The sequence below is a fragment of the Salmonella sp. NW38 genome (assembly GCF_051807745.1).
In the GTDB taxonomy this organism is placed as follows: Bacteria; Pseudomonadota; Gammaproteobacteria; order Enterobacterales; family Enterobacteriaceae; genus Salmonella; species Salmonella enterica.
The window spans coordinates 171,341-196,607 of record NZ_JAMMTO010000006.1 but is presented as its reverse complement, the minus strand read 5'-3'; the positions used below and the strand labels follow the sequence as shown (position 1 = coordinate 196,607).

Below are 25,267 nucleotides of genomic sequence, written 5' to 3'. Positions count from 1 at the left end.
GATAAGATGTTCGGAAAATTATCACTGGATGCAGTACCGTTCCATGAACCTATCGTCATGGTAACGATCGCTGCAATTATCGTCGGGGGACTGGCGATACTGGCAGCGATTACTTACTTCGGTAAGTGGACCTACCTATGGAAAGAGTGGTTAACGTCGGTTGACCATAAACGCCTCGGCATCATGTATATCATCGTCGCGATTGTGATGCTGTTACGTGGTTTCGCCGATGCCATCATGATGCGCAGCCAGCAGGCGCTTGCCTCCGCAGGCGAAGCGGGTTTTCTACCGCCGCACCACTACGATCAGATCTTTACCGCTCACGGCGTAATCATGATCTTCTTCGTGGCGATGCCTTTCGTTATCGGTCTGATGAACCTGGTGGTTCCGCTGCAGATCGGCGCGCGCGACGTTGCGTTCCCTTTCCTGAACAACCTGAGCTTCTGGTTCACCGTTGTCGGCGTTATCCTGGTTAACCTCTCACTGGGCGTGGGTGAATTCGCGCAGACAGGGTGGCTGGCTTATCCGCCGCTATCGGGAATAGAGTACAGTCCCAGCGTCGGGGTCGATTACTGGATATGGGCGTTGCAACTCTCGGGTATTGGTACGACGTTAACCGGTATCAACTTCTTCGTGACGATCCTGAAGATGCGTGCGCCGGGTATGACAATGTTCAAGATGCCGGTCTTTACCTGGGCCTCTTTGTGCGCCAACGTACTGATCATCGCCTCTTTCCCGATTCTGACGGTTACCGTCGCGTTGCTGACCCTGGATCGCTATCTGGGCACCCATTTCTTTACCAACGATATGGGCGGCAACATGATGATGTACATCAACCTGATTTGGGCCTGGGGCCATCCGGAAGTGTACATTCTGATTCTGCCGGTCTTCGGGGTATTCTCCGAAATCGCAGCGACCTTCTCGCGTAAACGTCTGTTCGGCTATACCTCGCTGGTTTGGGCGACCGTCTGTATTACCGTACTGTCGTTTATCGTTTGGCTGCACCACTTCTTCACGATGGGCGCGGGCGCGAACGTTAACGCCTTCTTCGGTATCACCACCATGATTATCGCCATCCCGACCGGGGTGAAGATCTTCAACTGGTTGTTCACCATGTATCAGGGCCGTATTGTCTTCCATTCCGCAATGATGTGGACCATCGGCTTTATCGTGACCTTCTCGGTCGGCGGTATGACCGGCGTTCTGCTGGCGGTACCGGGCGCGGACTTCGTCCTGCACAACAGTCTGTTCCTGATTGCGCACTTCCATAACGTGATCATCGGCGGCGTGGTGTTTGGCTGCTTCGCGGGTATGACCTACTGGTGGCCGAAGGCGTTTGGCTTCAAGCTGAACGAAACCTGGGGTAAACGCGCCTTCTGGTTCTGGATTATCGGTTTCTTTGTAGCCTTTATGCCGCTGTACGTACTGGGCTTCATGGGCATGACCCGTCGCCTCAGCCAGCAAATTGATCCGCAGTTCCATACGATGCTGATGGTTGCCGCCGCCGGCGCCGCGCTGATTGCGCTGGGTATCCTGTGCCAACTGACTCAGATCTTCGTTTCTATTCGCGACCGCGATCAGAACCGCGATCTGACCGGCGACCCATGGGGTGGCCGTACGCTGGAGTGGTCAACCTCTTCTCCGCCGCCGTTCTATAACTTTGCCGTTGTGCCGCACGTTCACGAACGTGACGCCTTCTGGGAAATGAAAGAAAAAGGCGAAGCGTACCAACAGCCTGGACAGTATGAAGAGATTCATATGCCGAAAAATAGCGGTGCCGGTATTGTTATCGCCGCCTTCGCGACGGTATTTGGCTTCGCCATGATCTGGCATATCTGGTGGCTGGCGATAGTGGGTTTCGCAGGCATGATCATCAGCTGGATTGTAAAAAGCTTTGATGAAGATGTGGATTACTACGTGCCGGTCCCGGAAGTCGAAAAACTGGAAAACCAGCATTTCGATGAGATTACTAAGGCAGGGCTGAAAAATGGCAACTGATACTTTAACGCACGCGACTGCCCACGCGCACGAACACGGGCACCATGACGCAGGCCAGAACAAAATCTTCGGATTTTGGGTCTACCTGATGAGCGACTGCATTCTGTTCTCTATTCTGTTTGCTACCTATGCCGTTCTGGTGAACGGCACCGCTGGCGGCCCGACAGGTAAGGACATTTTCGAACTGCCGTTCGTTCTGGTTGAAACCTTCCTGCTGTTATTTAGCTCCATTACCTACGGCATGGCGGCGATCGCCATGCACAAGAACAACAAGAGCCAGGTTATCTCCTGGCTGGCGTTGACCTTCTTGTTCGGTGCCGGATTTATCGGGATGGAACTCTATGAATTCCATCACCTGATTGTTAACGGTATGGGCCCGGATCGCAGCGGCTTCCTGTCTGCGTTCTTCGCGCTGGTCGGCACGCACGGTCTGCACGTCACTTCCGGTTTGATCTGGATGGCAGTGCTGATGGTGCAAGTTGCCCGTCGCGGTCTGACCAGCACTAACCGTACCCGCATCATGTGCCTGAGCCTGTTCTGGCACTTCCTGGATGTGATTTGGATTTGCGTATTCACTGTTGTTTATCTGATGGGGGCGATGTAATGAGTCATTCTACCGAGAGCGGCGGCGCATCCCACGGCAGCGTAAAAACGTACATGACCGGCTTTATCCTGTCGGTCATCCTCACGGTTATTCCATTCTGGATGGTGATGACCGGCGCTGCCTCTCCGGCCGTTATTCTGGGATCTATCCTGGCAATGGCAGTGGTGCAGATTTTGGTGCATCTGGTGTGTTTCCTGCACATGAACACCAAATCTGATGAAGGCTGGAACATGACGGCCTTCATCTTTACCGTGCTGATCATCGCCATCCTGGTTGTGGGCTCCATCTGGATTATGTGGAACCTCAACTACAACATGATGATGCACTAAGAGCGGCGAGTATGATGTTTAAGCAATACCTGCAAGTAACGAAACCAGGCATCATCTTTGGCAACCTGATCTCGGTGATCGGGGGATTTCTGCTGGCCTCAAAGGGCAGCATTGACTATCCCCTGTTCATTTATACGCTGGTCGGGGTGTCACTGGTTGTGGCGTCGGGTTGTGTATTTAACAACTACATCGACAGGGATATCGACAGGAAGATGGAAAGGACCAAGAATCGGGTGCTGGTCAAAGGCCTGATTTCTCCTGGCGTCTCGCTGGTATACGCCACCCTGCTGGGTATTGCTGGCTTTATGCTGCTGTGGTTTGGCGCCAATCCTCTGGCCTGCTGGCTGGGGGTGATGGGCTTCGTGGTCTACGTTGGCGTGTACAGCTTGTACATGAAGCGTCACTCCGTTTACGGCACGCTGATTGGTTCTCTCTCCGGCGCAGCGCCGCCGGTGATTGGCTACTGCGCCGTAACGGGCGACTTTGACAGCGGCGCGGCGATTCTGTTGGCTATTTTCAGCCTCTGGCAGATGCCGCACTCTTACGCCATCGCCATTTTCCGCTTTAAGGACTATCAGGCGGCCAATATCCCGGTTCTGCCGGTGGTAAAAGGAATCTCAGTCGCTAAAAACCACATCACGCTGTACATCATTGCATTTGCCGTTGCAACGCTAATGCTAACGTTGGGCGGTTATGCCGGTTACAAATACCTGGTGGTCGCCGCGGCGGTCAGCGTTTGGTGGCTCGGCATGGCGCTACGCGGTTACAAAGTGGAAGATGATAAGGTCTGGGCGCGCAAGCTGTTCGGCTTCTCTATCATTGCGATTACCGCGCTGAGTATCATGATGTCCGTTGATTTTATGGTGCCGAATTCGCAGAATCTGCTGACTTACGTCTGGTAAGTTCATCGTCACCTCTTCTATGCCGGATGGCGGCTTATGCCTTATCCGGCCTACAAAAGCACGTTACCTGTAGGCCGGATAAGCGACGTGAGTATCGCCATCCGGCATTTTTCGTCTCTCGTGGCCTACCCTCACCACCACAACATTTGTTAATAAAGCGCATATTTACCCAACCAACCTGGCGCTTTACACTAGGTGCGAATTTCATACAGAGGTGGCAATGAACGATTATAAAATGACGCCAGGGGAGCTGCGTGCCACATGGGGTTTAGGGACCGTCTTTTCGTTGCGTATGCTGGGCATGTTTATGGTTCTACCGGTACTGACCACATACGGTATGGCGCTACAGGGCGCCAGCGAAGCATTAATCGGCATTGCGATCGGCATTTACGGGCTGGCGCAGGCTATCTTTCAAATTCCCTTTGGGCTGCTGTCCGACCGCATTGGCCGTAAACCACTGATTGTCGGCGGACTGGCGGTATTTGTCGCGGGCAGCGTCATTGCCGCGCTCTCCCACTCAATCTGGGGCATTATTCTGGGGCGAGCGCTACAAGGGTCCGGCGCTATTGCCGCCGCCGTCATGGCGCTCCTGTCTGACCTGACCCGAGAGCAAAACCGCACCAAAGCGATGGCGTTTATCGGCGTCAGCTTTGGTATCACCTTCGCGATTGCGATGGTATTAGGGCCAATTGTTACCCATAGTCTGGGATTGAACGCGTTGTTCTGGATGATCGCCGCCCTCGCCACCCTGGGCATTCTTCTGACGATCTGGGTGGTTCCCAACAGTACCAACCATGTGCTGAATCGCGAATCCGGGATGGTCAAAGGCAGCTTCAGTAAAGTGCTGGCGGAGCCGAGGCTGCTCAAGCTTAATTTCGGCATTATGTGTCTGCATATTTTATTGATGTCCACCTTTGTCGCCCTGCCCGGCCAGCTTGCCGATGCCGGTTTTCCTGCCGCCGAACACTGGAAGGTGTATCTGGCAACCATGGTGATCGCCTTTGCCGCCGTCGTGCCTTTTATTATCTATGCTGAAGTCAAACGGCGGATGAAGCAGGTATTCCTGTTCTGCGTGGGGCTCATTATCGTCGCAGAAATCGTGTTATGGGGAGCGGGCCAGCATTTCTGGGAGCTGGTGATTGGCGTACAACTCTTTTTCCTTGCCTTTAATTTGATGGAGGCGCTGCTGCCTTCTCTTATTAGCAAAGAGTCGCCCGCGGGGTATAAAGGAACGGCGATGGGCGTCTATTCTACCAGTCAGTTTCTTGGCGTGGCGCTTGGCGGCTCGCTGGGCGGCTGGATAGACGGCACGTTTGATGGGCAAACCGTTTTTCTTGCCGGGGCCGTACTGGCGATGGTATGGCTGGCGGTGGCAAGTACCATGAAAGAGCCGCCCTATGTCAGCAGCCTGCGTGTGGAAATTCCAGCGGATATCGTTGCTGACGACAGGCTAAAACAGCGACTGTTGGCAATGAAAGGCGTAAGCGAAGCGCTGATCGTGGCGGAAGAGCATTCCGCTTACGTCAAAATCGACAGCAAAGTGACCAATCGCTTTGAAGTTGAACAGCTTATCAGCAAAGGATGAATGCAGCATTGCCGGATGGCGACGAGGCTCTATCCGGCATAACAACTTAATCGCGGAAGTTTTTGAACTGGAACGGCTGGCCCAAATCGCCGCCGCGAACCAGCGCCATTACCGATTGCAGATCGTCACGTGATTTGCCCGTCACGCGAATCTCTTCCCCCTGAATTTGCGCCTGCACCTTCAGTTTGCTGTCTTTAATCAGCTTGACGATTTTCTTCTGCACGGCGCTTTCAATGCCCTGCTTCAGCTTCGCTTCCACATACCAGGTTTTACCGCTATGCACGAACTCGTCCGGTACATCCAGCGAAGCGCCTTCAATACCGCGTTTAAGCAGCTTGGCGCGCAGAATATCGAGCAACTGATTGACCTGGAAATCGGACTCGCTCAGCACCTTGATGGTTTTATTGGCATCGTTCAGTTCAATAGTCGCCTCTACGCCACGAAAGTCAAAACGAGACTCAACCTCGCGAACCGCGTTATCCACGCCGTTACGCGCTTCCTGCAGATCAACTTCAGAAACAATATCGAAAGATGGCATCTTTTCTTCTCCCTTCATTTTCGTTGCGTTGCATAATACCTGCAACGAGGCTTAACGAGAAGCTTAGCTGATGACGCTATAATTAGCGCCATAACACCTGGCGCTGTTGCAGGTGAGGAGGAACAATGAAAATTACTGTACTGGGATGCGGAGCCTTAGGACAACTTTGGCTTTCGGCACTGTGCAAACACGGACATGACGTACAGGGCTGGCTACGGGTGCCACAACCTTATTGCAGCGTAAATTTGATCGATACCGATGGTTCCTTTTTCAACGAATCACTGACGGCAAACGATCCGGATTTTTTGGCGAAGAGCGAACTGTTATTAGTCACGCTGAAAGCGTGGCAGGTTTCCGACGCAGTACGAACTCTGGCGTCAACCTTACCGGTGACGTCGCCTATCCTGCTCATTCATAATGGAATGGGAACCATAGAAGAACTGCAAAATATCCAGCAGCCGATGTTGATGGGGACTATCACCCATGCTGCGCGCCGCGACGGTAATATCATTATTCATGTCGCTAACGGTACTACGCATATTGGCCCGGCGCGCGAGCAAGACGGCGATTACAGTTATCTCGCCGATATCCTGCAGGGGGTACTGCCCGATGTCGCCTGGCATAACAATATCCGCGCAGAGATGTGGCGCAAACTGGCGGTCAACTGTGTTATCAACCCGCTCACCGCGCTTTGGAACTGCCCGAACGGCGAGCTGCGCCATCATACTGATGAAATCAACGCGATTTGCGAAGAGGTCGCCGCCGTGATTGAACGTGAAGGCTACCACACATCGGCAGACGATTTACGCTATTATGTTGAGCAAGTGATTGACAGTACGGCAGAAAACATCTCATCCATGTTGCAGGACGTGCGCGCCATGCGCCATACCGAAATTGACTACATCACCGGTTATTTACTCAAGCGCGCCCGCGTGCACGGTCTCGCCGTTCCGGAAAATAGCCGCCTGTTTGAAATGGTAAAGCGAAAGGAGAGTGAGTATGAGCGCTCAGGCACTGGTATGCCTCGCCCCTGGTAGTGAAGAGACCGAAGCGGTCACCACTATCGATCTGCTGGTTCGCGGCGGAATCCACGTCACTACCGCCAGCGTCGCCAGCGATGGCAACCTGACGATTGTCTGCTCGCGCGGTGTAAAGCTGCTGGCGGATGCGCCGCTGGTTGAAGTTGCCGACGGCGATTATGACATCATCGTGTTGCCCGGCGGAATTAAAGGCGCCGAGTGCTTTCGCGACAGCCCGCTGCTGGTCGAAACCGTAAAACAGTTTCACCGCTCCGGGCGCATTGTCGCAGCCATTTGCGCCGCAGCCGCCACAGTGCTCGTGCCGCACGATATCTTCCCTATCGGCAATATGACCGGTTTTCCGGCGCTGAAAGATAAGATCCCCGCTGAACAGTGGCAGGATAAGCGTGTGGTGTGGGATGCGCGGGTAAAATTATTAACCAGCCAGGGACCGGGTACCGCTATCGATTTTGGCTTGAAAATCATCGACCTGTTGGCTGGTCGTGAAAAAGCGCATGAAGTGGCTTCGCAACTGGTGATGGCGGCGGGGATTTATAACTACTACGAATAAGAATGATTGCCGGATGGCGGCGTAAACACCTTATCCGGCCTACAAAACGGTACAGTCTGTAGGCCGAATAAGCGGCAGCGCCATCCGGCAGTTATTTTACGGGCGTTCGCCCTGCGCCAGACGCGCATTAATATGCGCAATCACCCCAGGTAAATCCGCCAGTGAATCCACCACGTAATGCGCCCCGGCGGCGTACAGCTTGCTGGCCGCGTGCTCGCGGCGGACCGCAACGTCCTCTTTCGACATTGTTTGATAGGCGTCCCATGTTGCGCCGAATTCGTTACCCGATACCGCCAGCCCCACCGTCCACATACCCGCGTTAAGCCCCTCGCTAATGCCCGGCGCGGCATCATCTACCTTCACACAGTGCGCGACCGCATCAATGCCCAGCGCAATCACGTTTTGCAGCGCCATCCACGGCCCCGGGCGACCACCCGCGACCAGGTCGTCCGTTGCCACCCAATGATCCGGACGATAACCATGCTCAGCGGCGGCGGGGACCAGGCGCTCCATCACCGCTCGTGGGTAACCGGAGCAGGAGCCTATCTTAATGCCCTCGGCTCTTAGCGCCGCGATCGTGTCGATAACTCCGGCAATAGGAGAAGAAAAATCGACAACTTTAGCAATCTGTAACGGCATGAAGGCGGCATAGATGGCATCAATATCTGCTGCACTCATGGAGCGGCCAAACTTTGCCTGCCAGCGCGCGTCAACAGCAGGTAATTTTCCCAGCGCTTCAATGTGTTGCCATTTACCCAGCCCCATTGGCACGCGTGCTTCGGCGAGGGTGATCTCCACATCAAATGCCTGACGGAACGCCTCGACGAAAATTTGCGTCGGCGCGAAGGAGCCAAAATCGACGGTGGTGCCCGCCCAGTCGAGAATAACAGCGTGAATACGGTTCATCATGGTTCCTTATTTCGTCCAGTACATGGCGGTACGAATGGCGGTCAGCAGGGCTGTGATATCGGCGGCATATACTTCACCAATGTTGCCGATGCGAAAGCAGTCGCTTTGCGACACTTTGCCTGGATAGATAACAAAGCCCTGCTCTTTGAGGCGGCGATAAAATTCGCTAAAGCGATACTGCGGGTCTTCCGGTGAATAAAAGGCGGTGATAATGGGCGAATGAAGTTCGTCATCCAGCAGCGTGTTAAAGCCCAGCGCCCGCATTCCGGCCACCAGGCTGCGCTGATTTTGCTGATAGCGTTGATGACGTGCCGCCACGCCACCTTCTTCCGCCAGCTCTTTCAACGCCTGGGCAAACGCCAGGACGGTATGAGTGGGCGAAGTAAAACGCCATTTGCCGTGGTTATCCTCCATGCAGCGCCACTGGGCGTAGAGATCTAACGACAGCGAGCGGGAACGCCCTTTGCACGCGGCCAGTTTTTGCTCGCGGGCAATCACGAAAGCAAAACCCGGCACGCCCTGAATGCATTTATTGGCGGAGCTGATCAGATAATCGATGTGTAATGCTGCAATATCCATGGGGATGCCGCCGAAGCTGCTCATGGCGTCAACGATGTAGGTTTTGCCATAGCGATGCGCCAGAGCGCCCACCTCATCAATGGGGTTGAGCATCCCGGTGGTCGTTTCGCTATGCACCATGGCGATATGGCTGATCGTCGGGTCGGCGTTGAGGATCGCGTCGATCGCCTGCACGTCCGGGCGCGCAACTTCGCCGCAGTCGTAAGCGTGATGGGCGATACCCATAAGGCCGGCCATCTCGACCATTCGTGCGCCGTATGCACCGTTGCTGACGATCAGCACCTTATCCTGCGGCCCCAATGCGCTGCCCAGTACGGCTTCCACAGCATAGCTGCCGCTGCCTTGCAGCAGTACGGAGGTGTAGCCTTCGGAGGCCGTTGCCAGTGCGGTCAACTGCTGGCGGATCTGTTCTACCACGCCGATATTGTAATCATCATCCCAGGTACAGCTATCGAACAACATCGCTTCTTTCACGGTGCGAGAGGTGGTGAGCGGGCCAGGAGTCAGCAGCAGATAGTTACGCGAAGTCATGTTATTTACCTTTGGTCTATACCAGATTGCATTTATCATGACGATCTTTGCCGCGACGGGTCAAAGAGAAAATCGCGCTGCAACAAAAAATTCATCTCTGCTTGTATAATGGCGGCAGGTAAAACGGAAGCGAGTAAGCATGAAATCTATCCCGGGCGATATCCCGCAGTACCTGTTGATCAAGGCGCAGCTTCAGGCGCGTATTCAGAGCGGTGCGTTGAAAAGCGGTGATAAACTGCCGTCTGAACGCGAACTGTGCGCGATCTTCAACACCACGCGCATTACTATTCGCGAAAGCCTGGCGCAGCTGGAGTCCAGTGGGCTTATCTGGCGCGCCGATCGTCGCGGTTGGTTCGTTACGCCGGAACGCCTGTGGCTGGATCCGACCCAGAACACCAACTTCCATAAGCTTTGCCGCGAGCAGGGGCGGGAGCCAAAAACCGCGCTACTGAGCGGCGTGTTAACCACCGTGCCTGTCGAGGTCATGGAGCCCCTCCAGCTCCAGCCGTTTGATCAAATTTATCTTCTGACCCGTCTGCGTTACGCCGATGGCCGCGCCGTGTGCTACTGCGAAAACCATTGTTTGCCCGCCCGCGTGCCTGAGCTGCTGCAGTACGATCTCAACGGCAGCCTGACCGAGGTATACGAGTCGCACTACAACCTCGTCTATACCAGCATGCATCTGTCGTTCTACCCCACCGCCATGCCTGCGCAGGCCGCACAGGCGCTGGGAGTTATGGAAGGACGCCCGGCGCTGTTGCTGCGCCGTCTGAACTACGATCAACACGGGCGAGTGCTGGATCTGGATATCGAATACTGGCGTCACGACAGCCTGCGCATTGAGGTAGATACCCACTAGCGGATGCGCCGGATGTTGGCTGCGAGCCTTATCCGGCCTGTCAATCGTATCGTCTCACGGCTATCCGGATAAGCGCAGCATCCTCCGGCGTGGACTGATTTATTTCTTTTTCATCGTTTTGTCACATAAGCCGTTTAGCGTAAAAAGCAAACCTGGTATAGGCCAGAAAATGCAATGTACGCTATGAGGCTATTACGATGAAACTTTCCCGACTTGCTCTGCAGTCTGTCTTCGCTCTCGCCAGCGCCCCGTCATGGGCGGAATCAGTGGTCACGGTGTACTCCATCGACGGGCTGCACGATGGCGATAACAGCTGGTACCAGGTGCAGTTTGACGCATTCACTAAAGCGACCGGCATTACCGTACGCTATGTTGAAGGCGGTGGTGGCGTGGTAGTGGAACGTCTGGCAAAAGAGCGTACGAATCCGCAAGCCGACGTGCTGGTAACCGCGCCGCCATTCATTCAGCGCGCCGCCGCCGAAAAGCTGCTGGCGAACTTTAACACCGACGCCGCATCGGCTATCCCCGATGCCAACAACCTTTATTCGCCGCTGGTAAAGAACTATCTGAGCTTTATCTACAACAGCAAGCTGCTGAAAACTGCCCCGGCGAGCTGGCAGGATCTGCTTGACGGTAAATTCAAAAATAAACTCCAGTATTCCACGCCAGGTCAAGCCGCTGACGGCACGGCGGTGATGCTGCAGGCTTTCCACAGCTTCGGCAGTAAAGATGCCGGTTTTGCGTATCTCGGCAAGCTGCAGGCCAATAACGTCGGGCCATCTGCCTCTACCGGCAAGCTAACCGCGCTGGTTAATAAAGGTGAAATCTACGTCGCTAACGGCGACCTGCAAATGAACCTCGCGCAGATGGAACGTAACCCGAACGTGAAAATCTTCTGGCCGGCCAACGACAAAGGCGAGCGCAGCGCGCTGGCCATCCCTTATGTCATTGGCCTGGTCCAGGGGGCGCCGCAGAGTGAAAACGGTAAAAAGCTGATTAACTTCCTGCTGAGTAAAGAAGCGCAGACTCGCGTCAGCGAACTCTCCTGGGGAATGCCAGTACGCAGCGACGTGACGCCGAGCGACGAACATTACAAGGCCGCCACTGCCGCGTTAGAAGGCGTGCAGAGCTGGCAGCCAAATTGGGATGACGTAGCCGTTTCGCTGTCGGCAGATATTAGCCGTTGGCACAAAGTGACCGAAAGCGAGTAAGCCTGATGCTGATGAAAACGACCGCCGTTCACGCCCCTGCATCGCAGGGGACATCGGGGATAGTCCTCGACTCGCTGCGCGTTGCGTATCACGGCAACGTGGTGCTTAAACCGCTCTCTTTGACGATTGAACCTGGCGAAGTGCTGGCGCTGATTGGCCCATCAGGATCTGGAAAAACGACGGTGCTGCGTGCGGTTGCGGGCTTTGTGCAGCCTGCAGGCGGTCGTATTCTGATTGGCGATACGGACGTCACCCATCTGCCACCCTATAAACGCGGGTTGGCGATGGTGGTGCAGAACTACGCCTTGTTCCCGCATCTGAAAGTGGAAGACAACGTCGCTTTTGGTCTGCGTGCGCAGAAGCAGCCAAAGGCGCTAATTAATGAGCGTGTCACGCAGGCGCTGAAAACGGTTGGCATGAGTGATTACGCCACCCGTTATCCGCATCAACTTTCCGGCGGCCAGCAGCAACGCGTGGCCATCGCCCGCGCGATTGCCGTGCGCCCGCGCGTGCTGTTGCTGGATGAACCACTGTCAGCGCTGGACGCACAGATTCGTCATAATATGGTGGAAGAAATCGCCCGTCTTCACCGTGAGCTGCCGGAACTCACTATTCTCTACGTCACCCACGATCAAACGGAAGCGCTCACCCTGGCCGATAAAATCGGCATTATGAAGGATGGCTCGCTGATTGCTCACGGCGAAACCCGCGCGCTATATCAGCATCCGCCCAATCGTTTTGCCGCCGAATTCTTAGGTCGCGCCAATATTCTCTCCGCCATTGCGCTGGGGATAACGGAGATTCCGGGGCTGGTGGACGTCAGCTGCGGCGGTGCGGTGATTCGCGCGTTCAGCCAGGGCAGCCACCACGGTTACAACAAACTGCTGTGCATTCGTCCTCAGCACCTCAGCCTGACGCCGCGTTCGGCCTACAGCAACCGCTTCAACGCCACACTGCAATCGGTGCACTGGCAGGGCGATTTAACCCATCTGTTGTGTGACGTTGCTGGCGAAACGGTGCGGATGGTGTTGACGCATGTCAATCCGCTGCCGCGCGTGGGCGACAAGCTGGCGCTGTGGTTCGAACCGGATGATGCGGTCCTGATTGAGGTATAACCATGTCACTCATTTTACCTCTGGAAAAACCGGCGCTTAACCTACGCCCGCTGCTGTGGCTGCTGCTCCCGTTGCTGGTGCTGGCGACACTGTTTTTCTGGCCTCTGTCGCTCATCGTTGAACAGGCGCTACGCGGTGCCAATGGCGAGATCGGGCTCGAGACCTTCCGCCAGGTGGTCGACTCGAAACGCTTTGTCGGCGCGTTGCTGAACACGTTGCAAATCGCCTTTTTCGCCACCGCCGGTTGCCTGCTGCTGGGCAGCGTGATGTCGCTGATTCTGGTGTTTATTCCTTTCCCCGGCAGCGAGTTGATTGGTCGGGTCGTCGATACTTTTATTGCGCTGCCGACCTTCCTGATTACGCTGGCGTTCACCTTTATTTATGGGTCAGCGGGTCTGCTCAACGGTACGCTGATGAGCCTGTTTGCCTTTGAGCTACCGCCGGTGGATTTTCTCTACTCGATGCAGGGCGTCATTCTGGCGGAGATCACGGTGTTCACTCCGCTGGTGATGCGGCCACTGATGGCCGCGCTGCGGCAAATTGATAAAAGCCAGCTAGAGGCAGCCAGCATTCTGGGGGCGCACCCATTACGGGTGATTGGGCAGGTGATTTTCCCGGCGGCGCTACCGGCGCTGATGGCTGGTGGCAGCCTGTGCCTGCTGTTGACCACTAACGAGTTTGGCATCGTACTGTTTATTGGCGCGAAGGGAGTTAACACCCTGCCGATGATGGTTTACAGCAAAGCGATTCTGGAGTCCGACTATACGGTCGCCTGCATGATTGCGTTGATTAACATTGTCTTGTCGCTGGGACTGTTCTCCCTCTATCGCCTGGCGGCATCGCGTACCGGCGTAAGGAGCTAGCCATGCTAATTTGGTCACCTAAAGGACGCGCAGCGGCGGGCGTTGTGGCTAGCGTACTGTTTATCGTGTTCTTTTTCCTGCCGCTGGCGGTGATTCTGATGTCCAGCCTTAGCCAGCAGTGGAACGGTATTCTGCCGAGTGGCTTCACGCTGAACCACTTTGTTAACGCTCTGCACGGTGCGGCATGGGATGCCCTACTTGCCAGCCTCACGATTGGCTTTTGCGCCAGCCTGTTTGCGCTGCTTTGCGGCGTTTGGGCGGCGCTGGCGCTGCGTCAATATGGGGTGAAAACGCAGAAATGGTTAAGTATGGTGTTCTATCTGCCGAGTGCGATTCCGTCAGTGTCCGTGGGCCTGGGTATTCTGGTTGCTTTCAGCCAGGGGCCATTGCAAATGAACGGCACCCTATGGATTGTGCTGACAGCGCACTTTGTGCTGATTTCCGCCTTTACCTTCAGTAACGTGTCGACCGGACTGGCGCGAATTTCCGCCGATATTGAAAACGTCGCGTCGAGTCTGGGGGCATCGCCCTGGTATCGTCTGCGTCACGTGACGTTGCCGTTATTGATGCCGTGGATGATGTCAGCGCTGGCGCTGAGTTTATCGCTCTCCATGGGGGAGTTGGGCGCGACGATGATGATTTATCCGCCGGGCTGGACGACGCTGCCGGTGGCTATCTTTAGCCTGACCGACCGTGGAAATATCGCCGACGGCGCGGCGCTGACCATTGTGCTGGTGGCCATTACGCTGCTGCTGATGATGAAGCTGGAGCGCATTGCAAAACGGTTGGGGCAGAAATAAAACGATAGGCCGGGTAGGACATAGCCGCCACCCGGCAAAGGAATTACGGGCGATACACCTTCACATTGGCAAACCCCTGCTCGCGCAGATAGAGCGCCTGCAGGCGACTCATTACGCCGCGTTCGCACCATAGCAGCCAGGTTTTGCTCTGATCGAGATCGCCAAATTTAGTGCTCAGCTTGTAGAAAGGCAGCGAAACCACGTCCACACCTTCAACTTTCAGCGGCTTGTCATCCTGTTCATCCACAGAACGGATATCCAGAATCACATCGTTGGCGCCAAAACCGCTCACGGTTTCTACTTCCACCACCTCCTGCTGGGTCTGCTGGGCGATTTCACGAATATCGACGTTGCTCGCTTCTTCTACCACCTTATCGAGAATACTGAAGTCGAAATTTTCTTCTTCGGCTTCAATTTTCGCTTTAATGGCTTTCACCGTCGGACTTTTTGAAATCACGCCACAGTATTCCGGCATCGTACGGGCAAAATCTTCCGTACCAATCTGGCGCGCCAGGTTGATAATGTGCTCTTTATCGTAAGAGATCAGCGGGCGCAAGATCAGCGTGTCAGACACGTTATCGATCAAGCGCAAATTGGTTAGCGTCTGGCTGGACACCTGGCCCAGCGCTTCGCCGGTCACCAGCGCCTGTACGCCGTAACGTTCCGCCACTTTCGACGCCGCGCGTACCATCATACGTTTGAGCACCACGCCCATCTGGCCGTCGTCAACTTTCTCCAGAATCTCGCCGACCACCGGTTCGAAGTTAATCGCCACAAAACGCACGCGATGGGAGCTGCCAAAGCGGTTCCACAGGTAATGCGCCACCTGGCGAACACCGATTTCATGCGCCGCGCCGCCAAGGTTAAAGAAGCAGTAGTGTACGCGGCAGCCGCGACGCATCAGCATATAGCTGGAGACGCCGGAGTCAAAACCGCCGGAGATCAGCGACAGCACATCTTCCTGGGTGCCAATCGGGAAACCGCCAATACCTTCATAACGCCCTTTGATCAGCAGCAGGCGATCATCTTCCACTTCCAGATGCACCGTCACATCCGGGTTAGTGAGCTTCACGCGCGCCGATTCAATATGCTGATTTAATCCGCCGCCGACATAGCGCTCCACCTCAATGGAACTAAACTCATGCTTACCGCGACGTTTTACGCGCACGCAGAAGGTTTTGCCTTCAAGCTGCTCGCGATACTGCGCCAACGCTTTCTCGAAAATGTCGTGCATATCGGTGAACGGCACATCTTCGACTTCAAGAATATGGTGGATCCCCGGAATGCGGGTCAGCGCGTCGCGAATCGCCAGACGCTGGTTTTCATCTTTGGCGCGAACTTCAATGTTATCCCAGTGACGGACAACCGCGAGGGTCTCATCGTAGTGCTTTAAAACGTTACGGATGTTCCCGGTTAAAATTTTTATAAAGCGCAAACGCACAGATTGGCTTTTGATAGTGATTTCCGGGAACAATTTAATGATAAACTTCATGGCGGCAATGGTTCTTTAGCAAGCTATCTAAGGCTTGTCGTGGAGAAATAGTACAGCAGCCCATACCTACGGCTGCATCCAGGCGCGGAAGTATATCACTATCACGGACATCTTGCGCATTTCCCCTTACCATTGCGCGTTATTTGCTTATCAGTGTGAGTCCGTTACCATAGACTTGTGCTGCCATTACAGAGAGTCAAACAGTCATCATGCCGAAGAAAAATGAGGCGCCCGCCAGCTTTGAAACTGCGCTGAGCGAGCTGGAACATATTGTTACCCGCCTGGAAAGCGGCGATTTGCCGCTGGAAGACGCGCTGAATGAATTCGAGCGCGGCGTACAACTGGCGCGTCAGGGGCAGGCAAAACTGCAGCAGGCGGAACAGCGCGTGCAAATTTTGCTGTCTGATAATGAAGAGGCTTCACCTGAGCCTTTTATCGCGGATAATGAGTAAATGGACTTTACGCAGCAGCTACAGGCTTGCGTAACGCAAGCGAATCAGGCGCTGAGCCGTTTTATCGCGCCACTGCCCTTTCAGAACACTCCCGTGGTCGAAGCCATGCAGTATGGCGCATTATTAGGCGGTAAACGCCTGCGGCCATTTCTGGTTTACGCCACCGGTCAAATGTTTGGCGTCAGTACGGCAACGCTGGATGCGCCAGCTGCGGCGGTCGAATGCATTCATGCCTATTCGCTGATCCATGACGACCTGCCAGCAATGGACGATGACGATTTGCGTCGCGGCCTGCCGACTTGCCATATTAAATTTGGCGAAGCCAACGCAATCCTGGCGGGAGACGCGTTGCAGACGCTGGCGTTTGCCATTATCAGCGACGCGCCGATGCCGGAAGTCGCCGATCGCGATCGTATCGCGATGATCGCCGAACTGGCGAACGCCAGCGGTATCGCCGGTATGTGCGGCGGTCAGGCATTGGATCTGGCGGCAGAAGGCCAGCGGATCACTCTGGACGCGCTGGAACGCATTCATCGCCATAAGACCGGCGCGCTCATTCGCGCCGCCGTTAGACTTGGCGCATTGAGCGCGGGCGATAAAGGACGGAATACTCTGCCGATACTTGACCGCTATGCAGAGAGTATCGGCCTTGCCTTCCAGGTTCAGGATGACATTCTGGATGTGGTGGGCGATACTGCAACGTTAGGTAAACGTCAGGGCGCAGACCAGCAGCTTGGCAAAAGTACCTACCCTGCACTTCTGGGTCTTGAGCAAGCCCGGAATAAAGCCCGGGACCTGATAGAGGACGCCCGTCAGTCGTTACATCAGCTGGCCGCGCAATCACTGGACACCTCGGCACTGGAAGCGCTAGCGAACTACATAATCCAGCGTGATAAATAAACCCCATATCCAATGAGCTTGCGATGAGTTTTGATATAGCCAAATACCCTACCCTGGCATTGGTCGACTCCACCCAGGAGTTACGACTGTTACCGAAAGAGAGTCTGCCGAAACTCTGCGACGAGCTACGCCGCTACTTACTCGACAGCGTAAGCCGTTCCAGCGGGCACTTCGCTTCCGGGCTGGGCACGGTAGAACTTACCGTGGCGCTGCATTATGTCTACAACACCCCGTTTGACCAGCTAATCTGGGATGTTGGACACCAGGCTTATCCACATAAAATCCTTACCGGTCGTCGCGACAAAATCGGCACCATTCGCCAGAAAGGCGGTCTGCACCCGTTCCCGTGGCGCGGAGAAAGCGAATACGATGTGCTGAGCGTTGGGCATTCCTCCACCTCCATCAGCGCCGGTATCGGCATTGCCGTGGCGGCGGAGAAAGAAGGCAAAGATCGCCGCACCGTCTGTGTGATTGGCGACGGCGCCATCACCGCCGGTATGGCGTTTGAAGCAATGAATCACGCAGGCGATATCCGGCCCGACATGCTGGTCATTCTGAACGACAATGAAATGTCGATTTCGGAAAACGTCGGCGCGCTCAACAACCATCTGGCGCAGCTACTTTCCGGTAAGCTTTACTCTTCTCTGCGCGAAGGCGGAAAAAAGGTCTTCTCCGGCGTACCGCCAATTAAAGAACTGCTCAAGCGTACCGAAGAACATATTAAAGGCATGGTTGTGCCGGGCACACTGTTCGAAGAGCTGGGCTTTAACTACATCGGGCCGGTCGATGGTCACGATGTCATGGGGCTTATCAGCACATTGAAGAACATGCGCGACCTGAAAGGCCCGCAGTTCCTGCATATCATGACCAAGAAAGGCCGCGGCTATGAGCCCGCGGAAAAAGATCCGATCACTTTCCATGCGGTGCCTAAATTTGATCCTTCCAGCGGATGTTTGCCGAAAAGCAGCGGCGGTCTGCCCGGTTATTCAAAAATCTTCGGTGACTGGCTGTGTGAAACCGCCGCCAAAGACAGCAAGCTGATGGCGATCACCCCAGCAATGCGCGAAGGTTCCGGCATGGTGGAATTTTCACGTAAATTCCCGGATCGCTATTTTGACGTCGCCATCGCCGAGCAGCATGCCGTCACCTTCGCCGCAGGTCTGGCGATTGGCGGCTATAAGCCCGTCGTGGCGATCTACTCTACTTTCCTGCAACGCGCCTACGATCAGGTCATCCATGACGTCGCTATCCAGAAACTGCCGGTCATGTTCGCCATCGATCGCGCCGGTATCGTTGGCGCGGATGGACAAACACACCAGGGCGCGTTCGATCTCTCCTATCTGCGCTGCATCCCGGATATGGTGATCATGACGCCAAGCGACGAAAACGAATGTCGCCAGATGTTATTTACCGGGTATCACTATAACGACGGCCCGACGGCAGTACGTTATCCACGCGGTAATGCACAGGGCGTGGCGCTAACCCCGCTGGAAAAACTGCCTATTGGTAAAGGCGTTGTGAAGCGTCATGGCGAAAAACTGGCGATTCTGAACTTTGGCACCTTAATGCCTGAGGCGGCGAAAGTCGCCGAAGCGCTGAACGCCACGCTGGTCGACATGCGCTTTGTTAAGCCGCTGGACGACACGTTAATTCTGGAGATGGCCGCGCAGCATGACGCGCTGGTGACGCTGGAAGAAAACGCCATTATGGGCGGCGCTGGCAGCGGCGTAAACGAAGTGCTAATGGCCCATCGTAAACCTGTACCTGTGCTGAATATCGGTCTTCCGGATTTCTTTATCCCGCAAGGAACGCAGGAAGAAGCCCGCGCGGAACTGGGGCTCGACGCCGCAGGCATTGAAGCCAAAATCAAGGCCTGGCAGGCATAATCCCCTCTTTGCTCCTGCTATGCTTGAAGAGTGACGGGTATAACAGGAGCGGAGTCATGCAATACAACACGTTAGGAAATACAGATCTTCGGGTGTCCCGCCTTTGTCTGGGCTGTATGACATTCGGCGAGCCGAGTCGCGGCAATCACGCCTGGACGCTTCCCGAAGAGAGCAGCCGTCCCATCATCAAGCGCGCCCTTGAGGGCGGCATTAACTTTTTTGATACCGCCAACAGCTACTCCGACGGCAGCAGCGAAGAGATTGTCGGTCGCGCGCTGCGTGATTTCGCCCGGCGCGACGAGGTGGTGGTAGCGACGAAAGTCTTCCATCGCGTCGGCGATCTGCCGGAAGGATTGTCCCGCGCGCAAATCCTGCGCTCTATTGACGATAGCCTCACCCGTCTGGGAATGGAGTATGTCGATATCCTGCAAATCCACCGCTGGGATTACACCACGCCGATAGAAGAAACTCTGGAAGCGCTAAACGACGTGGTGAAGGCGGGTAAAGCCCGCTATATCGGCGCTTCCTCAATGCACGCCTCACAATTTGCCCAGGCACTGGCGCTACAAAAACAACACGGCTGGGTGCCGTTTGTCACCATGCAGGATCACTATAACCTGATCTACCGCGAAGAAGAGCGAGAGATGCTACCGCTGTGCTGGCAGGAAGGCGTTGCCGTGATTCCGTGGAGTCCGCTGGCGCGCGGGCGCTTAACTCGCCCCTGGGGAGAAACCACGGCCCGCCAGGTCTCGGATGACGTGGGCAAAAATTTATATGCTGAAAGCGATAAAAATGATGCGCAAATAGCGGAACGGCTGGCTGGCGTCAGCGAGGCGCTTGGCGCAACGCGAGCGCAGGTCGCGCTGGCTTGGCTGCTCAGCAAACGAGGCGTCGCCGCGCCGATTATCGGCGCTTCGCGTGAAGAGCAGTTAGATGAGTTGCTGAATGCCGTTGATTTAACGCTCAAACCGGAGCAGATTGCCGAACTCGAAACACCGTACAAACAACATCCGGTGGTGGGATTTAAATAATCCGCCATTGCCCGATGGCGCGGCGCTTATCGGGCCTGCGAAATCGACATATTGTTCGGGGGGAGGCCGGATAAGGCGTTTACGCCGCCATCCGGCAAACCCTTTAAATAATACCGAGCGGCCAGTGATGACCGATAAAATACAGTATGCCGGCGGATATCACCCCGGCGACGATATCATCGATCATAATCCCCATGCCGCCGTGCACGTTGCGATCAAACCAACGGATCGGCCAGGGTTTCCACATATCCAGAATGCGGAAAATAACGAACCCGGCTGCCACCCACTGCCAGTCCGTCGTCGGCAACGCCATTAGCGTTATCCACATACCGATAAATTCATCCCAGACAATACTGCCGTGGTCGTGTACGCCCATATCTTTCGCCGTCTGATGGCAAAGATAAACGCCAATGCAGATCCCAAACATCACGACCAGCGAATAAAGCTGCCACGGCAGAAACGTCATCAAATACCAGAAGGGGATCGCCGCCAGCGAGCCCATCGTGCCCGGCACCACGGGGCTCAGCCCACTGCCAAAGCCGGTAGCGAGCAGATGCCACGGATTGCGCAAATTCAGGCGGCTTTTCGCAACATCTTTATGGCGTGGCAAAATGGTCATATCCTTTCCAGTCAAAGGTGACAGGCATTCCGTCACGTACAAAATTCAGCCCTTCAATATCTGCGCTCATTTGACCTATGCAGGTAAAGGGAACACCCAGTTGACCAATGGCGACATCCAGCGCGCCACGGTTCAGTTCCGGCACCGTAAAGCACAGCTCATAGTCTTCGCCGCCGGAAAGCGCCCAACGCAGCGCCTGCCCGTCATCAACATGGAGCATCATCGCATCGGATTTTGGCAGCGCATCAACATCTACTCTTGCCCCACAGCCGCTGGCCTTGACGATATGCCCCAGATCGGAAATCAAACCATCGGAAAGATCGATAGCCGCGCTGGCGATATCACGCAGCGCCTGGCCGTGTAAAATACGCGGCGTCGGGCGTAAATGCCGTTGAATTAAATAGTGAGCGTCTGTCTCCTCCGACACCTGTAGCCGGTTTTGCAAAACCGCCAGCCCGGCAGCGCTGTCGCCCGGCGTACCGGTGACATAAATCCAGTCGCCCGGCTTCGCGCCAGATCGCTTGAGCGCGCGCCCTGCCGGGATATAACCGTGGATACCCAGCGTCATCGACAGCGGTCCACGCGTGGTGTCGCCGCCAATGAGCTGCATATCGTAGTAATTCAATAGCGCAAACAGACTGTCGCTAAAAGCCTCCAGCCACGGCTCATCCACTTCCGGCAACGTTAACGCCAGCGTTAACCAGGCCGGGTCGGCCCCCATCGCGGCCAGATCGCTTAAATTCACCGCCAACGCTTTATAAGCCAGATCGGCAGGATCGATATTGGGGAGGAAGTGGTTGCCCGCCACCAGCGTATCGGTACTGATCGCCAGGGTCTGCTTTTCAGGAATATTCAGGAGCGCGCAATCGTCGCCAATACCGGTTTCAACATCAAGACGAGAGCTTCTTACACGGTCAAAATAACGGGCAATCAGGGAAAACTCGCCACATGCCATACGTTATGCCTCAGCAGAAAAAAAGAAAAGGCCGGAGACGGCGGGTATCGATCGCCCGCTATCTTTCCGGCCTGTGAATCACTTTTTGTTGGGACGAATCACCGGAGCTGCTTTATCCAGTACGCCGTTGACGAATTTGTGGCTGTCTTCAGCGCCAAAGGTTTTCGCCAGTTCAATCGCTTCGTTGATGGCCACTTTATAAGGCACATCGCTGCGTTTTGACAGCTCAAACAACGCAATACGCAGCACGGCTTTTTCAACCTGTCCCAGCTCTTCAAGCAGACGGGACAGATACGGTTTCATTAAACCATCCAGGTACGCGCTGTTAGTCGCCACCCCGGATAGCAGTTCACGGAAATAGAGAACGTCGACGTCTTTTACGTCCTGTTCCGCCAGGAACTGGTATTCAACATCAGCGATGTCGTTCTGGGACAACTGCCAGGAGTAAAGCGCCTGGACGGCACACTCACGGGCGCGGCGACGAGCAGCAGGTTTCACGGAATTCCCCTTACAAAAAATCAGGCCTTAATGGCTTTCAATACATTAATCATTTCAAGCGCGGTCAGCGCAGCTTCTGCGCCTTTATTACCGGCTTTTGTACCAGCACGTTCGATGGCTTGTTCAATACTCTCGGTGGTCAGAACACCAAAGGCTACCGGCACGCCACTGTCCTGGGCAACGCTTGCCAGGCCATTGCTGGCGCCGCCTGCCACATATTCAAAGTGCGCAGTCCCCCCGCGAATCACGGTTCCCAGCGCAACCACGGCGTCATATTTACCGCTTTTCGCCAGCGCATCGGTCGCCAGCGGCAGTTCATAGGCGCCAGGCACCCACACTACGGTAATATTATCATCTTTTACCTGACCAATACGCGTCAGGGCATCAACCGCGCCATCCAGCAGGCTGTCGTTGATAAACTGATTGAAACGCGCAATAGTGATGGCGACGCGAGCGTCAGGGGCTGCAACGTTAGCTTTAATAATGTTCATATTCTCTCTTCCAGGGTTCATTTGGCCCCGCAGGGGGGCGGATTTTATCATAATAATTTGAGCGCTGCTCCCCTTTCGACGGGAGAACTCATGCGCTCACCATATGCAGGCAAACATCCGGGCCGACATGTCGTATTTCGCTGAAGGTAAATTGCGGCGCGTCGGCGAGCTTCTCAAGCCCCGGCAATTCGCATAATCCCCGCGCCTGGGTTCCCAACAATTTAGGCGCGACATAGACAATCAGTTCATCTACCAGCCCGGCTTGCAGCAACGCGCCCGCCAGTCCCGGTCCGGCTTCAACCCATATGCTATTAATCTGCTGCCTGCCTAACTGCATCATCAGCACAACCAGATCCAAATGTCCATTGTGCGCCGGCACGCTGATAGTACGAACCGAATCGGGCCACGTGCGGCTATCTTCCTGGGTACGCGCAATCCACGTTTCGCCGGGCTGCTGCACAATACGATGCGCAGGCGTTACCCGGTTTTGGCTGTCGATAACAATTCGCACCGGCTGGCGCAGATTTTCCTGCGGGTAAGACGCCTGCGTAGAGGCGTCTAACTCCGCCCAACGCACCGTCAAGGCCGGATCGTCAGCCAATACCGTCGCGCTACTGGTTAAGATAGCGTGACTTTGCGCACGCAAGCGCTGAACGTCGCGCCGGGCCTGCGGCGAGGTGATCCACTGGCTTTCGCCGCTGGCCATCGCCGTCCGTCCATCCACGGAGGCGCCCAGTTTAAGCTGAAGATAAGGGAATCCGGTACGCATCCGCTTGAGGAAGCCTTTATTGAGCGCCTCCGCTTCACTCATCATTAACCCGTGGCTGACCGCAATACCCGCCTGTTGCAGGCGATACAGCCCGCGCCCGGCGACCTGTGGATTTGGGTCCTGCATCGCGGCGACCACGCGCGCGACGCCGGCCGCAATCAGCGCATCGCAACATGGCGGCGTTCGCCCATGATGGCTACAGGGTTCAAGCGTGACATAGGCGGTTGCGCCTTTGGCTTTTGCGCCCGCCATCCGCAGCGCATGGACCTCGGCGTGCGGCTCTCCGGCGCGCTGGTGATAACCTTCGCCGACGATGTCGCCATTGTTAACAATGACACAGCCGACATTAGGGTTCGGGTGAGTGGTGAAACGCCCACGCTGCGCCAGTTTTAGCGCTCGCGCCATGTAAAATTCATCCTGCATGGCTTAGTCCTGTAGGCGAGCGATTTCTTCGCCAAAGTCTTTGATATCTTCGAAACTGCGATAGACGGAGGCAAAGCGAATATACGCGACTTTATCGAGTTTTTTCAGCTGCTCCATGACCAGGTTGCCAATCATCTTGCTGGGAACTTCACGCTCCCCAGTGGCACGTAATTGTGACTTAATATGGTTCAATGCCATTTCAACATCATCTGCGCTGACGGGTCTTTTTTCCAGCGCTCTCAACATGCCGCTACGCAGCTTATCCTCATTAAAGGGTTCGCGCACATCGTTGCTTTTTATCACGCGCGGCATGACCAGTTCAGCCACTTCAAAGGTCGTAAAGCGTTCATTACACACCAGACACTGCCGACGGCGGCGCACGGACGAGCCCTCGCCTACAAGACGAGAGTCAATGACTTTGGTATCTACGGCGAAACAAAATGGGCAATGCATACGGCGTCCTGACCAGATGATTTAGGAAATGCTATTTTACCCTGAACTGGCGCGACAACAAAGGCGGAGCGCTTTTGAGATAAAGGATCGGTGCCTTTGTGCGTATAGCGCACTACCATTACGCTATCGGACCACGAAGGAAATGATCGACATGACAAGACGTTACCTAAGAATTCTCCTGGTGGGAAGTCTCTTGAGCCTGACCGCCTGCGCGCCGCAGAGCGAAGTTCGCCAGATGCATCAAAGCATTAGCACCCTGAATAAAGAGATGACCCAACTGAATCAGGAAACGGTAAAAATTACCCAACAAAATAAGCTGAATGCGGAGTCAACCCGCGGCGTCTATTTGTTGCCTGGCGCCAATACGCCTGCCCGGCTGGAGAGTCAGATCGGTACGCTACGTATGACATTGCTGGAAATTACGCCTGTCGCAGACGGCGCTCACGCAACGTTACGCATTCAGGGCGAGTCCCGCGATCCGCTGCCGGCATTCAGCGCTACCGTAGAGTACGGGCAAATTCAGGGCACTACGGAGAACTATCAGGAGGTAAATGCACAGAGCCTTCTGGTAAATGCCCCTGCCAGCTTGCTGGCGCCCAGTGATGTCAATATTTCGTTACCGTTGAAGGGGATCACACCGGCGCAGTTAGGCTTCCTTCGCATCCATGATATTCAGCCTGTTAATCAATAAACGTTCTGGCGGAGCGTTTTGTGCGTTCCGCAACATCCCCCGCGCGACTTTTGTTGCCCTACTGACATTTCCGTCATTTATGACATGGATTGGTAATATTCATGAAAGATAGTACTGTCGCCGCGCCTAAAGTGCGCAAACGTGAACGCAATCGATTACGTAAATGATAGATATGTGAAACAAGACATATTTTT

General features: G+C 55.1%; 27 protein-coding genes and 2 pseudogenes. 18 read left to right on the top strand and 11 right to left on the bottom strand.

The window, feature by feature from the left end; all coding sequences use genetic code 11:
* The first annotated feature begins 6 nt into the window (after positions 1–6).
* From cyoB to NA624_RS12730, 5 genes are all read left to right on the top strand, one after another.
* Positions 7–1,998 carry a cytochrome o ubiquinol oxidase subunit I gene (gene cyoB / locus NA624_RS12750; protein ID WP_000467162.1) on the top strand — a complete coding sequence of 664 codons (1,992 nt, stop codon included), beginning with the start codon at positions 7–9 and terminating at the stop codon, positions 1,996–1,998.
* Complete coding sequence (locus tag NA624_RS12745; RefSeq protein ID WP_000179833.1) at positions 1,988–2,602, top strand: cytochrome o ubiquinol oxidase subunit III; 615 nt, start codon at positions 1,988–1,990, stop codon at positions 2,600–2,602. Before cyoB ends, NA624_RS12745 begins: the two co-directional genes overlap by 11 nt.
* Positions 2,602–2,931: a cytochrome o ubiquinol oxidase subunit IV gene (locus NA624_RS12740; RefSeq protein WP_000019878.1), complete on the top strand. Its 330-nt coding sequence runs from the start codon at positions 2,602–2,604 to the stop codon at positions 2,929–2,931. The genes NA624_RS12745 and NA624_RS12740 overlap by 1 nt, the downstream gene beginning before the upstream one ends.
* Positions 2,932–2,942: 11 nt before the next feature.
* Positions 2,943–3,833 carry a heme o synthase gene (gene cyoE / locus NA624_RS12735; RefSeq protein ID WP_000971352.1) on the top strand — a complete coding sequence of 297 codons (891 nt, stop codon included), beginning with the start codon at positions 2,943–2,945 and terminating at the stop codon, positions 3,831–3,833.
* 220 nt (positions 3,834–4,053) lie between these two features.
* Positions 4,054–5,418, top strand: coding sequence for an MFS transporter (locus tag NA624_RS12730; protein WP_001000935.1), 1,365 nt, complete (start codon positions 4,054–4,056; stop codon positions 5,416–5,418).
* Between the two features lie 46 nt (positions 5,419–5,464).
* Here NA624_RS12730 and NA624_RS12725 read toward each other — a convergent pair whose 3' ends face one another.
* The gene (locus NA624_RS12725) at positions 5,465–5,956 is read right to left on the bottom strand and encodes a YajQ family cyclic di-GMP-binding protein (protein WP_001138913.1); all 492 of its coding nucleotides are present in this window, start codon (positions 5,954–5,956) and stop codon (positions 5,465–5,467) included.
* A 125-nt stretch (positions 5,957–6,081) separates the two neighbouring features.
* Here NA624_RS12725 and panE point away from each other — a divergent pair, with 125 nt between their 5' ends.
* Positions 6,082–6,993, top strand: a complete 912-nt coding sequence (gene panE, locus NA624_RS12720) for a 2-dehydropantoate 2-reductase (protein WP_000705816.1) — start codon at positions 6,082–6,084, stop codon at positions 6,991–6,993.
* Positions 6,956–7,546: a protein deglycase YajL gene (gene yajL / locus NA624_RS12715; RefSeq protein ID WP_001275807.1), complete on the top strand. Its 591-nt coding sequence runs from the start codon at positions 6,956–6,958 to the stop codon at positions 7,544–7,546. The genes panE and yajL overlap by 38 nt, the downstream gene beginning before the upstream one ends.
* An 8-nt stretch (positions 7,547–7,554) precedes the next feature.
* On the opposite strand, the pseudogene NA624_RS12710 reads toward yajL, so the two are convergent.
* The 3 genes and pseudogenes from NA624_RS12710 to phnW form a co-directional block, all read right to left on the bottom strand.
* A pseudogene (locus tag NA624_RS12710) lies at positions 7,555–7,637 on the bottom strand (hypothetical protein); the annotation flags it as partial.
* 5 nt (positions 7,638–7,642) lie between these two features.
* Positions 7,643–8,452, bottom strand: a complete 810-nt coding sequence (phnX, locus tag NA624_RS12705; RefSeq protein WP_001550221.1) for a phosphonoacetaldehyde hydrolase — start codon at positions 8,450–8,452, stop codon at positions 7,643–7,645.
* 9 nt (positions 8,453–8,461) lie between these two features.
* On the bottom strand, positions 8,462–9,565 hold the full coding sequence (gene phnW / locus NA624_RS12700) for a 2-aminoethylphosphonate--pyruvate transaminase (protein WP_000203956.1): 1,104 nt from the start codon (positions 9,563–9,565) through the stop codon (positions 8,462–8,464).
* Between the two features lie 139 nt (positions 9,566–9,704).
* On the opposite strand from phnW, the gene phnR reads away from it, so the two are divergent.
* From phnR to phnV, 5 genes are all read left to right on the top strand, one after another.
* On the top strand, positions 9,705–10,424 hold the full coding sequence (gene phnR, locus NA624_RS12695) for a phosphonate utilization transcriptional regulator PhnR (protein WP_000836268.1): 720 nt from the start codon (positions 9,705–9,707) through the stop codon (positions 10,422–10,424).
* Positions 10,425–10,621: 197 nt separating this feature from the next.
* Entirely contained in the window at positions 10,622–11,635 is a 1,014-nt protein-coding gene (gene phnS, locus NA624_RS12690; RefSeq protein WP_000778014.1) for a 2-aminoethylphosphonate ABC transporter substrate-binding protein, read from the top strand.
* Positions 11,636–11,640: 5 nt separating this feature from the next.
* Positions 11,641–12,750 (top strand): 2-aminoethylphosphonate ABC transport system ATP-binding subunit PhnT, encoded by a 1,110-nt coding sequence (gene phnT / locus NA624_RS12685; protein ID WP_000928795.1) that lies wholly within the window; start codon positions 11,641–11,643, stop codon positions 12,748–12,750.
* A 2-nt stretch (positions 12,751–12,752) separates the two neighbouring features.
* Positions 12,753–13,613 (top strand): 2-aminoethylphosphonate ABC transporter permease subunit, encoded by an 861-nt coding sequence (phnU, locus tag NA624_RS12680; protein ID WP_000052716.1) that lies wholly within the window; start codon positions 12,753–12,755, stop codon positions 13,611–13,613.
* A gap of 2 nt (positions 13,614–13,615) precedes the next feature.
* The gene (phnV, locus tag NA624_RS12675) at positions 13,616–14,413 is read left to right on the top strand and encodes a 2-aminoethylphosphonate ABC transport system, membrane component PhnV (RefSeq protein ID WP_000909791.1); all 798 of its coding nucleotides are present in this window, start codon (positions 13,616–13,618) and stop codon (positions 14,411–14,413) included.
* A 43-nt stretch (positions 14,414–14,456) separates the two neighbouring features.
* Here the strand turns inward: phnV and thiI are convergent, their stop codons facing one another.
* Complete coding sequence (gene thiI / locus NA624_RS12670) at positions 14,457–15,905, bottom strand: tRNA uracil 4-sulfurtransferase ThiI (RefSeq protein ID WP_000668655.1); 1,449 nt, start codon at positions 15,903–15,905, stop codon at positions 14,457–14,459.
* Positions 15,906–16,114: 209 nt separating this feature from the next.
* On the opposite strand from thiI, the gene xseB reads away from it, so the two are divergent.
* From xseB to NA624_RS12645, 5 genes and pseudogenes are all read left to right on the top strand, one after another.
* On the top strand, positions 16,115–16,357 hold the full coding sequence (gene xseB, locus NA624_RS12665) for an exodeoxyribonuclease VII small subunit (protein ID WP_001124944.1): 243 nt from the start codon (positions 16,115–16,117) through the stop codon (positions 16,355–16,357).
* A complete protein-coding gene (ispA, locus tag NA624_RS12660; RefSeq protein ID WP_000348074.1) occupies positions 16,358–17,257 on the top strand; it encodes a (2E,6E)-farnesyl diphosphate synthase in 900 nt (299 codons plus the stop codon).
* A gap of 23 nt (positions 17,258–17,280) precedes the next feature.
* Complete coding sequence (dxs, locus tag NA624_RS12655; RefSeq protein ID WP_000006786.1) at positions 17,281–19,143, top strand: 1-deoxy-D-xylulose-5-phosphate synthase; 1,863 nt, start codon at positions 17,281–17,283, stop codon at positions 19,141–19,143.
* A gap of 56 nt (positions 19,144–19,199) precedes the next feature.
* Entirely contained in the window at positions 19,200–20,174 is a 975-nt protein-coding gene (locus NA624_RS12650; protein ID WP_001199877.1) for an aldo/keto reductase, read from the top strand.
* A 7-nt stretch (positions 20,175–20,181) separates the two neighbouring features.
* Positions 20,182–20,273, top strand: a pseudogene (locus NA624_RS12645) (hypothetical protein); the annotation flags it as partial.
* 4 nt (positions 20,274–20,277) lie between these two features.
* On the opposite strand, the gene pgpA reads toward NA624_RS12645, so the two are convergent.
* The 6 genes from pgpA to nrdR form a co-directional block, all read right to left on the bottom strand.
* On the bottom strand, positions 20,278–20,793 hold the full coding sequence (gene pgpA, locus NA624_RS12640) for a phosphatidylglycerophosphatase A (protein WP_000154063.1): 516 nt from the start codon (positions 20,791–20,793) through the stop codon (positions 20,278–20,280).
* Positions 20,771–21,748 carry a thiamine-phosphate kinase gene (thiL, locus tag NA624_RS12635; protein ID WP_000752148.1) on the bottom strand — a complete coding sequence of 326 codons (978 nt, stop codon included), beginning with the start codon at positions 21,746–21,748 and terminating at the stop codon, positions 20,771–20,773. Before thiL ends, pgpA begins: the two co-directional genes overlap by 23 nt.
* A 78-nt stretch (positions 21,749–21,826) precedes the next feature.
* Positions 21,827–22,246: a transcription antitermination factor NusB gene (nusB, locus tag NA624_RS12630; RefSeq protein ID WP_000801129.1), complete on the bottom strand. Its 420-nt coding sequence runs from the start codon at positions 22,244–22,246 to the stop codon at positions 21,827–21,829.
* 20 nt (positions 22,247–22,266) lie between these two features.
* Positions 22,267–22,737: a 6,7-dimethyl-8-ribityllumazine synthase gene (ribH, locus tag NA624_RS12625; protein WP_001021370.1), complete on the bottom strand. Its 471-nt coding sequence runs from the start codon at positions 22,735–22,737 to the stop codon at positions 22,267–22,269.
* Between the two features lie 88 nt (positions 22,738–22,825).
* Positions 22,826–23,929 carry a bifunctional diaminohydroxyphosphoribosylaminopyrimidine deaminase/5-amino-6-(5-phosphoribosylamino)uracil reductase RibD gene (gene ribD / locus NA624_RS12620; RefSeq protein ID WP_001150230.1) on the bottom strand — a complete coding sequence of 368 codons (1,104 nt, stop codon included), beginning with the start codon at positions 23,927–23,929 and terminating at the stop codon, positions 22,826–22,828.
* 3 nt (positions 23,930–23,932) lie between these two features.
* Positions 23,933–24,382, bottom strand: coding sequence for a transcriptional regulator NrdR (gene nrdR, locus NA624_RS12615; protein WP_000543533.1), 450 nt, complete (start codon positions 24,380–24,382; stop codon positions 23,933–23,935).
* A gap of 151 nt (positions 24,383–24,533) precedes the next feature.
* Between nrdR and NA624_RS12610 the strand changes: the two genes are divergently transcribed.
* Positions 24,534–25,073: a DUF3251 domain-containing protein gene (locus NA624_RS12610; protein ID WP_439040269.1), complete on the top strand. Its 540-nt coding sequence runs from the start codon at positions 24,534–24,536 to the stop codon at positions 25,071–25,073.
* Positions 25,074–25,267 lie beyond the last annotated feature (194 nt).

What these genes read in the sequence shown, in the direction of transcription:
- cyoB (WP_000467162.1), top strand. Translation starts at nt 7, where the DNA reads ATGTTCGGAAAATTATCACTGGATGCAGTACCGTTCCATGAACCTATC.
- NA624_RS12745 (WP_000179833.1), top strand. Translation starts at nt 1,988, where the DNA reads ATGGCAACTGATACTTTAACGCACGCGACTGCCCACGCGCACGAACAC.
- NA624_RS12740 (WP_000019878.1), top strand. Translation starts at nt 2,602, where the DNA reads ATGAGTCATTCTACCGAGAGCGGCGGCGCATCCCACGGCAGCGTAAAA.
- cyoE (WP_000971352.1), top strand. Translation starts at nt 2,943, where the DNA reads ATGATGTTTAAGCAATACCTGCAAGTAACGAAACCAGGCATCATCTTT.
- NA624_RS12730 (WP_001000935.1), top strand. Translation starts at nt 4,054, where the DNA reads ATGAACGATTATAAAATGACGCCAGGGGAGCTGCGTGCCACATGGGGT.
- NA624_RS12725 (WP_001138913.1), bottom strand. Translation starts at nt 5,956, where the DNA reads ATGCCATCTTTCGATATTGTTTCTGAAGTTGATCTGCAGGAAGCGCGT.
- panE (WP_000705816.1), top strand. Translation starts at nt 6,082, where the DNA reads ATGAAAATTACTGTACTGGGATGCGGAGCCTTAGGACAACTTTGGCTT.
- yajL (WP_001275807.1), top strand. Translation starts at nt 6,956, where the DNA reads ATGAGCGCTCAGGCACTGGTATGCCTCGCCCCTGGTAGTGAAGAGACC.
- phnX (WP_001550221.1), bottom strand. Translation starts at nt 8,452, where the DNA reads ATGAACCGTATTCACGCTGTTATTCTCGACTGGGCGGGCACCACCGTC.
- phnW (WP_000203956.1), bottom strand. Translation starts at nt 9,565, where the DNA reads ATGACTTCGCGTAACTATCTGCTGCTGACTCCTGGCCCGCTCACCACC.
- phnR (WP_000836268.1), top strand. Translation starts at nt 9,705, where the DNA reads ATGAAATCTATCCCGGGCGATATCCCGCAGTACCTGTTGATCAAGGCG.
- phnS (WP_000778014.1), top strand. Translation starts at nt 10,622, where the DNA reads ATGAAACTTTCCCGACTTGCTCTGCAGTCTGTCTTCGCTCTCGCCAGC.
- phnT (WP_000928795.1), top strand. Translation starts at nt 11,641, where the DNA reads ATGCTGATGAAAACGACCGCCGTTCACGCCCCTGCATCGCAGGGGACA.
- phnU (WP_000052716.1), top strand. Translation starts at nt 12,753, where the DNA reads ATGTCACTCATTTTACCTCTGGAAAAACCGGCGCTTAACCTACGCCCG.
- phnV (WP_000909791.1), top strand. Translation starts at nt 13,616, where the DNA reads ATGCTAATTTGGTCACCTAAAGGACGCGCAGCGGCGGGCGTTGTGGCT.
- thiI (WP_000668655.1), bottom strand. Translation starts at nt 15,905, where the DNA reads ATGAAGTTTATCATTAAATTGTTCCCGGAAATCACTATCAAAAGCCAA.
- xseB (WP_001124944.1), top strand. Translation starts at nt 16,115, where the DNA reads ATGCCGAAGAAAAATGAGGCGCCCGCCAGCTTTGAAACTGCGCTGAGC.
- ispA (WP_000348074.1), top strand. Translation starts at nt 16,358, where the DNA reads ATGGACTTTACGCAGCAGCTACAGGCTTGCGTAACGCAAGCGAATCAG.
- dxs (WP_000006786.1), top strand. Translation starts at nt 17,281, where the DNA reads ATGAGTTTTGATATAGCCAAATACCCTACCCTGGCATTGGTCGACTCC.
- NA624_RS12650 (WP_001199877.1), top strand. Translation starts at nt 19,200, where the DNA reads ATGCAATACAACACGTTAGGAAATACAGATCTTCGGGTGTCCCGCCTT.
- pgpA (WP_000154063.1), bottom strand. Translation starts at nt 20,793, where the DNA reads ATGACCATTTTGCCACGCCATAAAGATGTTGCGAAAAGCCGCCTGAAT.
- thiL (WP_000752148.1), bottom strand. Translation starts at nt 21,748, where the DNA reads ATGGCATGTGGCGAGTTTTCCCTGATTGCCCGTTATTTTGACCGTGTA.
- ribH (WP_001021370.1), bottom strand. Translation starts at nt 22,737, where the DNA reads ATGAACATTATTAAAGCTAACGTTGCAGCCCCTGACGCTCGCGTCGCC.
- ribD (WP_001150230.1), bottom strand. Translation starts at nt 23,929, where the DNA reads ATGCAGGATGAATTTTACATGGCGCGAGCGCTAAAACTGGCGCAGCGT.
- nrdR (WP_000543533.1), bottom strand. Translation starts at nt 24,382, where the DNA reads ATGCATTGCCCATTTTGTTTCGCCGTAGATACCAAAGTCATTGACTCT.
- NA624_RS12610 (WP_439040269.1), top strand. Translation starts at nt 24,534, where the DNA reads ATGACAAGACGTTACCTAAGAATTCTCCTGGTGGGAAGTCTCTTGAGC.